Below are 15,595 nucleotides of genomic sequence, written 5' to 3'. Positions count from 1 at the left end.
CTCAGCCCAGCACCAACAGGCCCACCTGCATCAGCAGGATCAGCACCAGCACCGACAGATCCACACCGCCAATCAGCGGCACCACACGGCGTATGGGCGCCAACAAGGGCTCCACCAGGCGGCCCATCAGGTGCATCACCGGCGCCTGCGGCTGCACCCACGACAGGATGGCGTAGACGAAGGCCAGCAGCATGATGAGCTGAATGGCCGAACGCAGCAGCATCTTGATCGCCACGAGCGGAATGCCCACCAGCCCCATCACGGCCGACAACCCGCCCACCAAGGCGAGCAACACCACCGCGTACAGCAGCGACAACACGGCAGCTGCCAACAGGCTGCCCATGTCCATGTCGTGTTGCGCCAGGCGTCGCGGCAGCACACGGCGCAGCGGGCCCACCAACCAGTTGGTCAACGCCATCACAAAGGGGCCGGGCTGCTGGGTCATGCGTATGCGCCGGGTGTTCATCCAGGCGCGCAGCAGGCAGGCCGCGATCAACGCAAAAAACAGCGTGTCGAGCAGGAAAAGCAAGACCGACATGTCAACGAGGTCCCTTGCGCGATGACGGTGCACCTCCACGGCCGCTCCCGCCGCCGCGACCTGAGCGCTTGCCGGCCGTGCGCGCTGCGCCGCCCTTGTCGGCGCGCTCGCGTTTGGCGCTTTTTGGCGTGGCAACGCCCTGGCGCGCTTCCGCGTTGCCAGAGGACCGCTTGCGCGACGCCCCCGCACCACCACTGTCGCCGCCCACCTTGTCGCGCATGGCTCGCGCCAGCACATCATCGCCCTCGTTCACCAGGCGGAAATCGATGCGCCGGCCATCCAGATCGACCCGGCTGACCTGCACTTGCACACGCGAACCCAGGTGGTAGCGGATGCCGGTGCGCTCGCCGCGCAGCTCCTGACGCGCCTCGTCGAAGCGAAAGTACTCGCCACCGAGTTCGGTGATGTGGACCAGACCTTCGACGTACATCGCGTCCAGCGTGACGAACAGGCCAAAGCCGGTGACCGCCGTGACCACGCCGCTGAACTCTTCGCCCAGGTGCTCGCGCATGTACTTGCACTTGAGCCAGGCCTCCACATCGCGGCTGGCCTCGTCGGCGCGGCGTTCGTTGGCGCTGCAGTGCAGGCCGGCAGCCTGCCAGGCCAAGGTGTCGGCCGAGGGTTTGGCGCGTGGTTTGTCGGTCGGCGGCGCCGCGCGCGACGCCAGGCGTTTGCTGAGCTTGGCATGGGCCTCGCCCGGCGTGGGCAAAGTCGGCAACTGGTAACGCTTGCCACCCAGGATAGCCTTGATCACCCGGTGCACCAGCAGATCGGGGTAACGCCGGATGGGGCTGGTGAAGTGGGTGTAGGCCTCGAAGGCCAAGCCGAAGTGGCCGTTGTTGCTGGGCGTGTAGATGGCCTGCTGCATGGAGCGCAGCAACATGGTGTGGATCTGCTGCGCTTCAGGCCGGTCCTTGGTGGCGTTGGCGATGTGCTGGAACTCGCCCGGCGAAGGGTTCTCGCTCAGCGTCTGCTGCACACCCATGGCCTTGAGGTAGTTGCGCAGGGTTTCCTGCTTCTCGGGCGTGGGGCCTTCGTGCACACGGAAAAGGCCCGGCTGCTTGCCCTGGGCAATGAACTCGGCGCTGCACACGTTGGCGGCCAGCATGGCCTCTTCGATCAGCTTGTGCGCATCGTTGCGGGTGCGGGGCACAATTTTTTCGATTCGGCCCGATTCGTCGCAGACGATTTGGGTTTCGGTGGTTTCAAAGTCCACCGCACCCCGGGCGTTGCGCGCCGACAGCAAGGCCCGGTAGACGTCGTGCAGGTTGAGCAGGTAGGGCACCAGCGGCTTGCGGCTCTGCGCCTCGGGGCCACGCGTGTTTTGCAGGATGGCCGCCACCTCGGTGTAGGTGAAGCGCGCGTGGCTGTGCATCACCGCCGGGAAAAACTGGTAGGCGTGGATCTCGCCCTTGGCGTTGATCAGCATGTCGCAGACCATGCACAGGCGGTCCAAGTCGGGGTTGAGCGAGCACAGGCCGTTGGACAGCTTCTCGGGCAGCATGGGGATCACGCGACGCGGGAAGTACACGCTGGTGGCGCGGTCGTAGGCATCGACGTCGATGGCGCTGCCCGTTTCCACGTAGTGGCTCACATCGGCGATGGCCACCAGCAGGCGCCAACCCTTGCCGCGCCCCACTTTGGCGGGCTCGCAATACACCGCGTCGTCGAAGTCACGCGCGTCCTCACCGTCGATGGTGACCAGCGGCACATCGGTCAGGTCGATGCGGTTTTTCTTGTCGGCCGCTCGCACCTTGTCGGGCAGCGCACGCGCCTGCGCCATGGCGGCATCGGAAAACTGGTGGGGCACGCCGTACTTGCGCACCGCGATTTCGATTTCCATGCCGGGGTCGTCGATCTCGCCCAGCACCTCTTTCACGCGCCCCACGGGTTGCCCGTACAAGGCCGGCGGCTCGGTCAACTCGACCACCACCACCTGCCCCGGCTTGGCCGAGCCGGTGGCACCTTTGGGAATGAGCACATCCTGGCCATAGCGCTTGTCTTCAGGCGCCACCAGCCAGATGCCACTTTCCTGCAGCAAACGCCCGATCAAAGGGGCGGACGAGCGTTCGATGATTTCGGTGACGCGGCCCTCTGGGCGGCCCTTGCGGTCATAACGCACGACACGGACCTTGACGCGGTCCTTGTGCAGCACCGCACGCATTTCGTTGGAGGGAAGGTAGATGTCGGGCTGCCCGTCGTCGCGGGCCACAAAGCCGTGGCCATCGCGGTGGCCTGAGACGGTGCCTTCGATTTCGGCCAGCAGATGGTTTTGATTTTTTTCGTTCACGTAGTTTGAGACTGGCTCTTTGTTGGTGCTATACTAGTCGTTTCCTGAGATGCCCAGGTGGCGGAATTGGTAGACGCACTAGTTTCAGGTACTAGCGCCGAGAGGCGTGGAGGTTCGAGTCCTCTCTTGGGCACCATCATAAAGTTGAAAGGTCTGCAAACTGAATGTTGCAGGCCTTTTTTCTTTTCTGGGCCACGCAACGCCGCCCACAGGGCGTGGCGACTGCCAACCAAGACAACCATCCCAAGGCAGATGGTCACCACACACCATCGATCAAATTCTCGGTGTATAATGCTTGCTTCCTGAGATGCCCAGGTGGCGGAATTGGTAGACGCACTAGTTTCAGGTACTAGCGCTGCGAGGCGTGGAGGTTCGAGTCCTCTCTTGGGCACCAAAAATTTGAAAAGCCTGCGATGTCACCATCGCAGGCTTTTTTCATGGCCAGAACATCCCCGTTCTGACCTGCGATCAGACGGGCATCGCCACCAAATCGTGCCCTTCGGCCGCCACGATGCGCGCCTTGGTGAACTCCCCCACCTTCAAGGTCTTGCTGATCTTCTGCGGCGGCAACAGGCGCACGGTGCCGTCGATCTCAGGCGCATCGGCGTAGCTGCGGCCCACCCCGCCCTTTTTGCCCATGCCGGGCGCCGAATCCACCAGCACTTGCATGGTGGCACCCACACGGCGCTGCAGACGTTCGGCCGAAACGGCTTCGGCCACCGCCATGAAGCGGGCACGGCGCTCTTCGCGCAGCTCATCGGGCACCGGGTTGGCCAGCTCGTTGGCGGCCGCGCCCGTCACCGGCGAATAGGCAAAACAGCCAGCGCGGTCGATTTGCGCCTCGCGCACAAAATCGAGGAGGTGCGCAAACTCTTCTTCGGTCTCACCAGGAAAGCCGGCGATGAAGGTGCTGCGCACCACCAGCTCCGGGCACACGGCACGCCACTGCTGGATGCGCTCCAGGTTGCGCTCGCCACTGGCGGGGCGCTTCATGCGACGCAGCACATCGGGGTGGCTGTGTTGCAGCGGCACATCCAGGTAAGGCAGCACCAGGCCTTCGGCCATCAGCGGCAGCACCTCGTCCACGTGCGGATAGGGGTAGACGTAGTGCAGGCGCACCCAGGCGCCAAAACCCTTGGCCAACTCGCCCAGTTCGCGCACCAGATCGAACATGCGGGTCTTGACCGGCTTGCCGTCCCAGAAGCCGGTGCGGTACTTCACATCGACGCCGTAGGCCGAGGTGTCCTGGCTCACAACAAGCAGTTCTTTGACACCCGCCTCGAACAACTTGCGCGCCTCGGTCAACACGTCGCCAATCGGACGGCTCACCAGATCACCGCGCATGGACGGGATGATGCAGAAGGTGCAGCGGTGGTTGCAGCCCTCGCTGATCTTGAGGTAGGCGTAGTGGCGGGGCGTGAGCTTGATGCCCTGGGCGGGCACCAGATCCACAAAGGGGTCGTGTGGCTTGGGCAGGTGTTTGTGCACCGCCTCCATCACCTCGTGGGTGGCGTGTGGGCCGGTCACGGCCAACACCGATGGGTGGATGTTCTGCACCATGTTGCCGCCATCATCGCCCTGGCGTGCGCCCAGACAGCCGGTGACGATGACACGGCCGTTTTCGGCCAGCGCCTCGCCAATGGTGTCCAGGCTTTCCTTGACCGCGTCGTCGATGAAACCGCAGGTGTTGACGATGACCAAGTCGGCACCATCAAAGGTCTTGCTGGTTTGGTAGCCCTCGGCGCTGAGTTGCGTGAGGATGAGTTCGGAGTCGGTGAGCGCCTTGGGGCAGCCCAGCGAAACAAAGCCGACCTTGGGGGCGGCGGAGGTGGCGGGAGCGTTCATAAGCCCCGATTGTCTCAGGTCGGCCCGCGGCGCGCCTGGACTGACCTCCTCAGCGCTTGAGCCCCATGGCCGCCAGCATCTGCTCGCTGTTGCGTTGCATCTGCTCCTGCATCTGCACAAAGGCGTTCTTGGACTGCTCCATGTAGGTGCCCATCATGCCCTGCATCATGGGCGACTGCACATTGACAAACTGCTGCAGCAGTTCGGGCGTGAGCACCTTGGACTGTTCGGTCATCTTCTTCTGCAAGTCCATGAAGATCTGGACGTTTTTCTCCAGGTAGGAACCCATGAAGTCCTGCATGGCGTGGCCGTAGAAACGGATGATGTTGGCCAACACCTGCTCCGTGAAGATGGGCACGCCAGCGGTCTCTTCTTCCAGGATGACCTGCAGCAAGATGCTGCGCGTGAGGTCTTCGTTGGTCTTGGCGTCGCGCACCACAAAACGCTCGTCGTCCATGACCAGCTGTTTGATTTCCACCAGCGTGATGTAGGACGACGTGTCGGTGTCGTACAGACGCCGGTTGGGGTATTTCTTGATCACCCGAACGCCGTTCGGGCGGGCGGCCTGGGGGTCGGCCTTGGATTTCTGCACTGAGTCGGCTCCTGTAGGAAGAAAAGACATTCTAAAAACCGCCATCAACGGCACAGACATGGGTTTACCCTGAAGCGGCGTCTGGCACAAGAGCGCCGGCATCATGGCCCACGTTATGCTTTTCAACACCACGCGGCCGCACCAGTGTGTGAGCGGCCATTGTTTCACACAGGAATACGACACATGACCTTGGCAATGAGTTGGGAAGAATGGGCCTCGCACGACGCGTGTGCCTTGGCCGAGAAGGTGCGAACAGGCGAATTGAGTGCCGCCGAACTGGCCCAACAAGCAGCTGCCGGCATCGCACAAACCAACCCGGCACTGGACGCCGTGCTGGAGGTGTTCGATGACGTGGTGACCGATCCGCTGCGCGATGGCCTCAACCCCCAAGGCCCCTTGGCCGGTGTGCCCTTTCTCATGAAAGACCTGGGCCCCACCCTCAAAGGGCGACTGCAAGAACAAGGGTCCCTGTTCATGCGCGGCAACCGCCCCACACAAGACACCTGGCTGACCAGCCAGATGCGCCGCGCCGGCCTCAACCTCATGGGCCGCACCACCACGCCCGAGTTCGGCGTCTGCAGCTCGGCCGAAAATCCCGCCGTCTGCGTCACCCGCAACCCCTGGAACACCGAGTACACCACCTGCGGCTCGTCGGCCGGCACGGCGGCCATGGTGGCGGCGGGCGCGGTGCCGCTGTCGCACGCCACCGACGGCGGTGGCTCCATCCGTATTCCCGCCGGGTTCAACGGCAACATCGGCCTCAAAGCCTCGCGCGGCGTGTTTTCCATCGCGCCCCACCTGTCAGACATCAGCGGCTATGTGTCCACCCAAGGCTGCCAAAGTCGCACCGTGCGCGACACCGCCGCCTTTGTGGACGCCTGCCGGGGCGGCGCGCCAGGCGAGTTCATGCCCTACTGGAGCCCGAGTGAGCCCTACAGCACGCTGATTCAGAAAGACCCTGGCCGCCTGCGCATCGCGCTGTCGCACGAATGGGGCGACTACCGCGCCACACCCCACATGGTGGCCGAACTGGAGCGTGCCGGCCGCTTTTTGGAAGGCCTGGGCCACCACGTCGAATGGGCGCTGCCCCAAACCGATTTGCGCGCCGCTTTCGCCGCCCAGACCACCTGCTACATCAGCAACTTCGCCCAGGTCATCAATGGCATGCTCGCGTCGCGTGGGTTGGAGCGCCCACCAGCCGATCTGATCGAGCCCATCAACATCCGCATCTGGGAAGCCGGCAAGGACATGTCGTACACCGAGCGCCACAAGATGCAGGGCGTGTTCAACCACACGGCGCGGGCATTTGGCGCCTTCTTTGAGGACTGGGACATCATCCTCACCCCCATCACCGCCCTGCCCACACCACGCGTGGGCACCACGGAGTACCTCACCACCAGCGACAACCCGGACGTGCTGGACTGGTTTGGCAACCTGTGGAAGTTTTTCGCCTACACGCCGCTGTCCAACCTGTGTGGCATCCCCGCGATCTCTTTGCCCATGGCACGGCAAGAGAACGGCCTGCCCTTCGGCATACAAGCCCAGGCCAAACAGGCCAACGACGGCCTGCTGCTGCAACTGGCGGCGCAGATTGAGCGCGCATTGGGCGGCAAATGGAATGACGGCCGGCGACCCGCCGTGCACGTCACCCATTGAATGTCCTGGCCGACAGACAACAAAAACCCCCTGCAGGCCGGGGCTTGCAGGGGTTGATGTTTGGTAGGCGCGATTGGATTCGAACCAACGACCCCCACCATGTCAAGGTGGTGCTCTAACCAACTGAGCTACGCGCCTGTTGTTCGTTCGAAGCCTCGCAGTATAGCAGCTTTATCTGGGCCTGCTCAAGCGGCCTACTTGCGGCGCACCACCCGCACGCCCGGCACGTCGCCCACAGAGGCCATGACACGCGAAACACGCAACGCGTCCACCGCTTCCACCGTGAAGGTCATCCAGGCGATGCCTTTGACCGATTGAGTTTGCACGCCGATGACGTTCATCTTCTCGCGAGCGAACACGTCGGAGATGTCCCGCAGCAGGCCTTGCCGGTCCAGCGCCTCCACCGCCACGTCCACCGGGTAGACGGCGGGCTCGCCCCCCGGGGCCCCGCCCCACTGCACGTCGATCACACGGTCGGGGTGTTTGCGCAGCAGGTGGGCAAAGTCGGCGCAATCGGCACGATGGATGCTCACACCCTTGCCGCGTGTGACAAAACCACCGATCTCGTCGGGCGGGGCGGGCCGGCAGCATTTGGCCAGCTGTGTCATCAGCGAATCGACACCCACCACCAGCACGCCACCACTGGGCGTTTTCTGCGGGCGCCGGTTTTTGCGCAGCAAAAACACTTCGTCGGGCTCAGGCTGAGGCTCGGCAGGTTTGAGCTGCATCTCCACCGCGCGCAAGGACAACTCGTCCTTGCCCACGGCTTCGAACAATTGCGCGGCCGAATCCAGCCCCAGCGCGACGGCGAGGTCATCCAGCTTGAGCGCCGTTTTGCCTTCGCGCTGCAATAGCTTTTCAATCGCCTCGCGCCCGCGTGCCATGGTCTCTTCCATGGCCAGGGCGTTGAACCACGCGCGCACCTTGCTTTTGGCGCGGTGGCTGACGAGAAAGCCCAGCTCCGGGTTGATCCAGTCGCGCGAAGGCCCGCCTTCCTTGGACGCGACGATCTCCACCGTTTGCCCGCTTTGCAACTGGGTGTTGAGCGTGACCATGGCGCCGTCCACCCGGGCGCCCCGGCAGCGGTGGCCCAGGCTGGTGTGCACTGTGTAGGCAAAGTCCACCGGGGTGGCGCCGCGCGGCAACTCCACGATGGCGGCATCGGGCGTGAGCACATAGATGCGGTCGTCGAACAGGCCTTCGGCGGCACCGCTGAGGTCGCGTTCCCAGGCCAGCAGCTGGCGCAACACGGCGATCTTGGCGTCGTACTCAGAGCTGGCCGACACGCCGGCATAGCCTTTGGTGCCGGCCTCTTTGTAAGCCCAGTGCGCGGCCACACCGTGTTCGGCGTGGTCGTGCATGGCCTGGGTGCGTATCTGAATCTCGAAAGCGCGTCCCTGGTCGTCGCGCACCACCGTGTGCAGCGACTGGTAGCCGTTGGGCTTGGGTTTGCCGATGTAGTCGTCAAACTCTTCCGGCACCGGGCTGTAGTGCGCGTGCACATGGGCCAGTGCGGTGTAGCAGTCGGGCACAGTGGACACCACCACACGCAAGGCGCGGATGTCAAACACCTGGTCAAAGTCCAGCGACTTGCCGCGCATCTTTTTGACGATGCTGTAGATGTGTTTGGGCCGGCCCTGCACCGAGGCACGCACACCTTGCGCCAACAAGTCCTGTTCCAGCGCCAGGCGCACGCGCTCCACGTGGTCTTCGCGTTCGGTGCGTTTTTCGTCCAGCAGCTTGGCGATGGCCTTGTAGGTGTGCGGCTCCAGAAAACGGAAGGCCAGGTCTTCCAGCTCCCACTTGATCTGCCAGATGCCCAGCCGGTTGGCCAGCGGAGCAAACACATGCAGCGCCTCGGAAGCGATGGCTTGCTCGGGTACCTGCTTGTTCTGCGCAAAGTAGCGCAGTGTCTGCAGGCGCGAGGCCAGACGCAGCATCACCACCCGCAAATCGCGCGAGAACGCGAGCAGCATCTTGCGCACGTTTTCGGTCTGGCTGGCGGCCAGCTCCGACACCGGCGCCTTGCCCGAGGGGGTGGGCGCCGCCTCCTGCGCCGCGCGCGCTTGGCGCTGCAGTTGCACCAGTTTGGTGGTTTCTATCGCGAGCGCCGCGTGGCTCTCGCCAAACGCCTTGGCAATGACCTCGTGTGGCCGATTGAGGTAGGGGCTGGCGTAAACCAGGTAGACCGCCGCCCGCATGGCCTCCGAGCCGCCGATGGCCGCCAGGATGTCGGCCACCGCGTCAGCGTGCGCGAGGATGTTTTCGCCGGTATCGAGTTGTTCGCAGGCAATCAGCGGCTCGGCAAACGCGCGCGCCCGCTGGAGCGTGTGGACCTCGCTGGGGAGGCTGGCCGCCGTGGCGGCAACGATGGCCGAAGGTGCGGGCAGTTCTGTACCAAAGGAGGTTTTCATGTGGCCTCGAACAGAAAACGCCGCACCGCCTCGATTTGATCGGCGGCCACCAAGGTGGGCGCATGCCCCACGCCCGCGAAGTCCACCCGCAGGGCATGTGGGCCACGTTGTGTCATGGCCTGGGCCGTCTCGGCCGTCAGCAGGTCCGACTCAGCGCCGCGCAACAACAAGGTGGGCAGGCTCAAGCTGTCGTACAAGGCCCACAAGGCCGACTCGCTGGCCGCCGCAGCGGCCTGGCCTTGTTCCTCAGCCAGCCCCACCAGGGCACGGAAGGGCACGGCAATGGCGGGGTCGTAGTGCAGGCGCCAACCCCCATCGGCCGCACGCAGCATGGGCAACGACAACGCCTGCCACTGCGCGGGCGTGTGGGGGCCAAAGCCGGTGGAAATGCTGGCCAGGTAGGCCACGGCCTCGTCTTGTGTGGCAAACAGCGGGTTCTGGCCCAGGTAGGTGCCAATGCGAAGCAGGGCTTCCCAACGCACGTTGGGCCCCACATCGTTGAGCACCAGCCGGCGCAAGCCGGCGTTGGCTTGTGCCGCCACCCCCAGACCCATGAGCCCGCCCATGCTGGTGCCCACCCAGTCGATATGCCGCACCGCCGGGTCGGCCCGCAGGTGCAACAGCAAGGCCATCAGGTCGGCACCGTATTGGGGAATCTGGTAGCCCATGGGGTCGGCGAGCCAGTCGCTGTGGCCCCGCCCAGCCACGTCGACACACACCACCCGTGCGTGGGCGGTGAGCACGCCCGCCAAGGCGTCGAAATCCCGGCCCTGACGGCTCAGCCCATGCACACAGACCACCACGTGGCCGCTGTCGCCCGACGCCTGCGCGGCCCAGTCCCACCAAGCCAGGCGGCGGGGGCTGCCACTGGTCGCTGCGGGGCTGGGCAATTCAAGATATTTCAATGCGGGAGAAGGCATGGCGTAAGGGAGGGGCACGGATAATCGGTTTCAGATTCGCCCGATGCCCCAGGTGGCTCGCTGGCGGTTTTGACTTGATCGTAATGGAATTGGAGAACCCGAATGCTTGCCAACAAGACCGCCCTCGTCACCGGCTCCACCAGCGGAATCGGGCTGGGCATCGCCAAGGCCCTGGCGCGCCAGGGCGCCAACATCATGCTCAACGGCTTTGGTGACGTGGAAGCGGCGCAACGCGAAGTGGCCGCCCTGGGCGTGAAGGTGGGCTACCACGGCGCCGACATGAGCCAACCCGCCGAGATCGAGTCCATGATGGCCGCCGCCGCAGCGCAGTTCGGGCAGGTGGACATTCTGGTGAACAACGCGGGCATCCAGCACGTGGCCAAGGTGCAGGACTTCCCCGTGGAACGCTGGGACGCCATCATCGCCATCAACCTGACCAGCGCCTTTCACACCACGCGCCTGGCCCTGCCGGCCATGCTCAAGGCCAACTGGGGCCGCATCATCAACGTGGCCTCGGTGCACGGGCTGGTGGGTTCGGCCGAAAAATCGGCCTACGTGGCGGCCAAACACGGCATCGTCGGCCTGACCAAGGTGACGGCGCTGGAAACCGCCACCTCGGGCGTGACCTGCAACGCCATCTGCCCGGGTTGGGTACTCACGCCCCTGGTGCAAAAGCAGGTGGATGCCAAAGCGGCGGCGCTGGGCCTGAGCAACGAAGACGCGAAGAAACAACTGCTGGGCGAAAAAGAGCCGTCCATGCAGTTCACCACCCCCGAAGAGCTGGGCGAGCTGGCGGCGTTTTTCTGCTCGGCCGCCGGCAACAACATCCGTGGTGTGGCATGGAACATGGACGGCGGCTGGACGGCTCAGTAAAGCCCGCCCAGCGCCCACCACTCACTTCATCTGAATGGCGCCGTTGACCATCACGGTCACGGCGGTTTTGCCTGCCTCCACCGGCACCGGCGCATCGGCCACGGCCGCCTTGGCTTCCATGGCCATCATCCGGGGGGCGGGCCGGTAGGCAGGCTGGTCGGCCGAACTCACCGACACCTCGCGCACGCTGTAGCCGTTGAAGCCAAAGGCCTTGCTGACCTCATCGGCCTTGCGCTTGAAGCGCTCGATGGCCTGGGCCTGGGCCTCGGTTTCCAGCTTCAGCGTGGCCTCTCGGCTCAAACCGAAGTAGGCCTGGGACACCGTCAGCGACTGGATCTGCCCCGCCGTGGCGGTGACGCGCGGGATGTCGGTGCCTTCCAGCAGCAACTCTGCCGTGCCTTGCCAGCCGTTGATCTGCCCATCGCGCCCATAACGCGGTGTGAGGCCAAAACCACCGGTGCGCACCTCCAGCGCGCCCGCACGCGCTTGCGGCCGTGCGAGGGCCAGGGCCTGTTCCAGCGCCACCTTGAGCTGGTTTTGCACCGTGTTGGCGTCGGTGGCTTCGCGGCGGGTGCTCAGGCGCATGGTCAACATGTCCTGCGCCACCTCCACCTGCCCGGTGGCGCTGAGTTGCACCACGTTGGCTGGCACAGACGCCGCCTCGTGGGCCTGGGCGCTCAGTGCCCAAGTCAGCAGGGCGCTGGCGGCCAACGCGGTGCGTGTTTGAAATTTTTTCATGGCATCCCCTTCGGATTGGTGGTGAAACGGCCGCCCAGCATACGCGGCCAGCGTGAAGCGGGCGTCACCCACACGGTGGCCGCATGCCTCACACCGCAACATGTGTAAGCCTTGGAAACAAAATTTAAAAATAAGCCGTGACAATCACTTAGCGCTGCCAGAATCGCTTTTGTTACAAATGAAGGAGACCTCCATGAGCGCCACCGGCTCCCACCGTCCCAACAAAATTGTGGTCGTTGACGACGACGCCCGCATCCGCGACCTGCTGCGCCGCTACCTTTCGCAAGAAGGCTTTGAAGTCACCGTGGCCGAAGATGGCCGCGCCCTCAACCGCCTGCTGCTGCGCGATTCGGTGGACCTGATCGTGCTGGACCTGATGATGCCCGGCGAAGACGGCCTGAGCATCTGCCGCCGCCTGCGTGCCGCCAACGACCGCACGCCCATCATCATGCTCACCGCCAAAAGCGAGGACGTGGACCGCATCGTGGGCCTGGAGGTGGGCGCCGACGACTACCTGGGCAAGCCCTTCAATCCCCGCGAGCTGCTGGCGCGCATCCACGCTGTGCTGCGCCGCCGCCCGCCGCCCGAGGTGCCGGGCGCCCCGTCGCTGGAGCAGCAGGTGGTGAAGTTTGGGCCGTTCGAGTTTGACCTCGGCCAGCGCACTTTGCGCAAAAGCGGCGAGGACGTGCCGCTGACCACCGGCGAGTTCGCCATGCTCAAGGCCTTGGTGCGCCACCCACGCCAGCCGTTGTCGCGTGAAAAGCTGGCGCAGCTGGCGCGGGGACGTGAATTCGAACCCTTCGACCGCAGCCTGGACGTGCAGATGTCGCGCCTGCGCAAGCTGATTGAGGCCGACGCCGCCGCCCCGCGTTACCTGCAGACCGTGTGGGGTGTGGGCTATGTGTTTGTGCCCGACGAACAGGCCTGACCACCGCAGCGAACAGGAGCACACCATGGGACGCCCCAAGCCTCACACCGATCGCGGCCCCGACTCGACGGCCGCGCCGCTTGAAATGCCACGCCCCCATGGCATCAGCCTGTTCTGGCGCACCTTCTTTTTTCTCGCCCTCCTGTTGGTCGGCTGCATTCTGGCGTGGCTGCAAACCTTTCGCGCCCTGGAATTCGAGCCGCGCACGTTGCAGAGCGCGCAGCAGCTCGGCTCGCTGGTCAACCTGAGTCGGGCGGCGCTCAAAAACGCCGACGCCATCGGACGTGTGGCCTTGGTCAAAACCCTGGCGGACGAAGAAGGCGTGAAAGTGGTGCCACGCGAGCCCAAGGACCAGTTCAAACCCTACGACCAGGACGCGCTGTCACGCCGCGTCAGCGAAGAACTGACCAAACGCATGGGCCCGGGCACGCTGGTGGCACGCGAAGTCAATGGCACAGACGGTCTGTGGGTGGGCTTCAACATCGACGCCGACCGCTACTGGCTGCAGGCCGACCCGGCCCGCATCAGCGTGGTGGCTGGCACCACCTGGCTGGTGTGGCTCTCGATCGCCATGCTGCTGTCACTGGCCGGCGCCGCCTTGATCGCGCGGCTGATCAACCGGCCGCTGAAGAACCTGTCGTTTGCCGCAAGCCGCGTGCGCGAAGGCGACTTCGGCGCCAGCCACCTCGACGAAGGTGTCGCCACCAGCGAAATCCGCGCGGTCAACATCGGCTTCAACCGCATGGCGCAGCGGCTGAGCAAGGTGGAGCAGGAGCGCGCCTTGATGTTGGCGGGCATTTCGCACGACCTGCGCACGCCCTTGGCGCGCCTGCGGCTGGAAACCGAGATGAGTGTGGCCGACGAGCAGGCCAAAACCCACATGGCGGCCGACATTGAGCAGGTCAACGCCATCATCGACAAATTCCTTGACTACGCCCGCGCCGACCACCTGAGCACCACCCGCATCAGCCTGAACGCCACCATTGACGCAGCGGTGTTTGCGCTGGAGCACAACGAACACCTCAGCGTCAAGCTGGACTTGCCGGACGAGCTCATGGTGATCGGTGACGCGGTGGAACTGCAGCGGGTGTTTGCCAATCTGCTGGAAAACGCCATTCGCTATGGCCGCACGCCCGGCACCGACAAGGCCGAGGTGGACATCGGCGCGCGTGTCAAAGACAAAACCGTGCTGATCAAGTTCCGCGACCGCGGCCCGGGCGTGGCCCCCGAACAACTCGCCCGCCTCACGCAGCCCTTTTTCCGGGGCGACACCGCACGCACCTCGGCCTCGGGCGCTGGCCTGGGCCTGGCCATCGTGGAGAAAACCATCGCCCGCATGGGCGGCGAGTTTGCGCTGGCCAACACCGGCACGGGTGGCTTGGCCGCACACATCAAGCTTCAGCGCGCCTGAATCCAGGCCCCCACGCTCCGCCGCTGCGCGGGTCGCTGCCCCCCCGAGGGGGCTGTTTCGCCTTGGGGCGGCCCGGCGGCGAAACCTTCGCCAGACCACTTGCGGGCTACGCCTGAAGCAGCACCACCGCCCGCGCCTCAATCGCCAGGCCCTGGCCCACGGGCCCCAGTTTCTCGGCCGTCTTGGCCTTGATGTTCACCGCATCGGGCGCCAGCCCCAGCACCGCAGCCACGCGCTGGCGCATGGCCTCGCGGTGGGGTGCCAGGCGCGGCGCCTGGGCGATCACGGTGCTGTCCACGTTGACGAGTTGCCAGCCTGCGGCCTGCACGGCGCGCAGGGCTTCGGCCAGCAGCACGGCCGAATCGGCGCCTTTGAACTTCGGGTCGGTGTCGGGGAAGTGGCTGCCGATGTCGCCCAGGCCGGCCGCGCCCAGCAGCGCGTCGGTGATGGCGTGCAACAAGGCGTCGGCATCCGAATGCCCCAGCAAACCAGCGCTGTGCGGAATCTCGATGCCACCCAGCACCAGCCGACGCCCCGGCACAAGGGCGTGCACATCCCAGCCTTCACCCACACGCAGTTTCATGACACGTTCTTTCGGTGTTGCAGCAGCACCTCGGCCAGCGCAAAGTCGGCCGGAAAGGTGAGCTTGAAGTTCATGGGGTTGCCGGGCACCAGGCGGGGCAAGAGGCCCAGGGCCTCGATGGCGCTGGCCTCGTCGGTGATGTGCTCGAAACCCTTGTCGCGCGCGGTGTGCAGCGCGTCGGACAGCAGGCCGAGACGGAACATCTGCGGCGTCTGCGCCAGCCATTTGCCACCACGCGCCAAGGTGGCGCTGCTGCGCGCGGCGCCCGTGCCGTCGGTCTCGGCGGCCTTGAGGGTGTCGGCCAATGGCAGGGCCAGCAGGCCGCCCACGGCGTCGTGTTCGCAGGTGCGGATCAGGCGCTTCACGTCCTCAGCGTCAATGAGGCAGCGGGCCGCGTCGTGCACCAGCACCCAGTCGTTGGCATCGGCACCGGCCAGGGCCAAGGCTTCCAGGCCATTGAGCACGCTGTCGGCGCGGGTGGCGCCACCGCAGTCCTGCAGAAAGAAGGCCGACGGCAAGGGCACGCCCACACCGGTGTCACCCGGCGCCAGCACCAGCAAGGCCGCGTCAAAACCCACTTGCGACAAGGCCAACAAGGTGTGCGCCACCATAGGTTGGCCGGCCAGCGGGTGGTATTGCTTGGGGCCGGCTGTGCCGGCGCGGCTGCCCAGGCCCGCGCAAGGCAACAGCGCCAACAGGCGGGCACGCCCGGCACGGGCGGGGGGCAATTCGGGCAGGGGCAGGTTCATAAGGGTGCGCCATTCTAAAATCGCGGCAGCACACCCCACTCCCGACGGTTTGGGGTGT

The 15,595-nt window shown here is 65.1% G+C and carries 13 protein-coding genes and 3 tRNA genes; 6 read left to right on the top strand and 10 right to left on the bottom strand.

The annotated features are described in order from the left end of the window. Position 1 precedes the first annotated feature (1 nt). Positions 2–538: a YggT family protein gene (locus tag ACFQPB_RS05510; protein ID WP_382220416.1), complete on the bottom strand. Its 537-nt coding sequence runs from the start codon at positions 536–538 to the stop codon at positions 2–4. Position 539: 1 nt separating this feature from the next. Continuing rightward, positions 540–2,828: a ribonuclease R gene (gene rnr / locus ACFQPB_RS05505; RefSeq protein ID WP_382220413.1), complete on the bottom strand. Its 2,289-nt coding sequence runs from the start codon at positions 2,826–2,828 to the stop codon at positions 540–542. A gap of 51 nt (positions 2,829–2,879) precedes the next feature. Between rnr and ACFQPB_RS05500 the strand changes: the two genes are divergently transcribed. Further along, positions 2,880–2,964, top strand: a tRNA-Leu gene (locus tag ACFQPB_RS05500). Positions 2,965–3,137: 173 nt separating this feature from the next. Beyond that, positions 3,138–3,222: transfer RNA gene (locus ACFQPB_RS05495), tRNA-Leu, on the top strand. Positions 3,223–3,296: 74 nt separating this feature from the next. Here the strand turns inward: ACFQPB_RS05495 and rimO are convergent. Then, the gene (gene rimO / locus ACFQPB_RS05490; RefSeq protein ID WP_382220410.1) at positions 3,297–4,673 is read right to left on the bottom strand and encodes a 30S ribosomal protein S12 methylthiotransferase RimO; all 1,377 of its coding nucleotides are present in this window, start codon (positions 4,671–4,673) and stop codon (positions 3,297–3,299) included. 49 nt (positions 4,674–4,722) lie between these two features. Beyond that, positions 4,723–5,295, bottom strand: coding sequence for a polyhydroxyalkanoate synthesis repressor PhaR (phaR, locus tag ACFQPB_RS05485; RefSeq protein ID WP_382200272.1), 573 nt, complete (start codon positions 5,293–5,295; stop codon positions 4,723–4,725). A gap of 153 nt (positions 5,296–5,448) precedes the next feature. Between phaR and ACFQPB_RS05480 the strand changes: the two genes are divergently transcribed. Continuing rightward, complete coding sequence (locus ACFQPB_RS05480; protein ID WP_382220408.1) at positions 5,449–6,921, top strand: amidase; 1,473 nt, start codon at positions 5,449–5,451, stop codon at positions 6,919–6,921. Positions 6,922–6,982: 61 nt separating this feature from the next. On the opposite strand, the gene ACFQPB_RS05475 is transcribed toward ACFQPB_RS05480, so the two are convergent. From ACFQPB_RS05475 to ACFQPB_RS05465, 3 genes are all read right to left on the bottom strand, one after another. Continuing rightward, a tRNA-Val gene (locus ACFQPB_RS05475) sits at positions 6,983–7,059 on the bottom strand. A gap of 56 nt (positions 7,060–7,115) precedes the next feature. Then, a complete protein-coding gene (locus ACFQPB_RS05470; protein WP_382200388.1) occupies positions 7,116–9,335 on the bottom strand; it encodes a RelA/SpoT family protein in 2,220 nt (739 codons plus the stop codon). Beyond that, on the bottom strand, positions 9,332–10,255 hold the full coding sequence (locus tag ACFQPB_RS05465) for an alpha/beta fold hydrolase (protein ID WP_382220946.1): 924 nt from the start codon (positions 10,253–10,255) through the stop codon (positions 9,332–9,334). Before ACFQPB_RS05465 ends, ACFQPB_RS05470 begins: the two co-directional genes overlap by 4 nt. A 102-nt stretch (positions 10,256–10,357) precedes the next feature. Here ACFQPB_RS05465 and ACFQPB_RS05460 point away from each other — a divergent pair, with 102 nt between their 5' ends. Next, positions 10,358–11,128, top strand: a complete 771-nt coding sequence (locus ACFQPB_RS05460) for a 3-hydroxybutyrate dehydrogenase (protein WP_382220405.1) — start codon at positions 10,358–10,360, stop codon at positions 11,126–11,128. Between the two features lie 21 nt (positions 11,129–11,149). Here ACFQPB_RS05460 and ACFQPB_RS05455 read toward each other — a convergent pair whose 3' ends face one another. After that, positions 11,150–11,866 (bottom strand): SIMPL domain-containing protein, encoded by a 717-nt coding sequence (locus ACFQPB_RS05455; protein WP_382220403.1) that lies wholly within the window; start codon positions 11,864–11,866, stop codon positions 11,150–11,152. 193 nt (positions 11,867–12,059) lie between these two features. On the opposite strand from ACFQPB_RS05455, the gene ompR reads away from it, so the two are divergent. Both ompR and ACFQPB_RS05445 read left to right on the top strand, forming a co-directional pair. Then, entirely contained in the window at positions 12,060–12,794 is a 735-nt protein-coding gene (ompR, locus tag ACFQPB_RS05450; RefSeq protein ID WP_382220401.1) for an osmolarity response regulator transcription factor OmpR, read from the top strand. 25 nt (positions 12,795–12,819) lie between these two features. Beyond that, positions 12,820–14,205 (top strand): sensor histidine kinase, encoded by a 1,386-nt coding sequence (locus ACFQPB_RS05445; protein ID WP_382200398.1) that lies wholly within the window; start codon positions 12,820–12,822, stop codon positions 14,203–14,205. 106 nt (positions 14,206–14,311) lie between these two features. On the opposite strand, the gene ispF is transcribed toward ACFQPB_RS05445, so the two are convergent. After that, positions 14,312–14,788, bottom strand: coding sequence for a 2-C-methyl-D-erythritol 2,4-cyclodiphosphate synthase (gene ispF / locus ACFQPB_RS05440; protein ID WP_382220399.1), 477 nt, complete (start codon positions 14,786–14,788; stop codon positions 14,312–14,314). Next, positions 14,785–15,537 (bottom strand): 2-C-methyl-D-erythritol 4-phosphate cytidylyltransferase, encoded by a 753-nt coding sequence (gene ispD / locus ACFQPB_RS05435; protein WP_382220397.1) that lies wholly within the window; start codon positions 15,535–15,537, stop codon positions 14,785–14,787. Before ispD ends, ispF begins: the two co-directional genes overlap by 4 nt. Between the last annotated feature and the right edge of the window lie 58 nt (positions 15,538–15,595).

Origin of the sequence: Hydrogenophaga atypica, from assembly GCF_042665215.1 — a bacterium.
GTDB classification, from domain to species: Bacteria; Pseudomonadota; Gammaproteobacteria; order Burkholderiales; family Burkholderiaceae_C; genus Hydrogenophaga; species Hydrogenophaga defluvii_A.
This window is presented reverse-complemented; position numbering and strand designations above follow the sequence as displayed.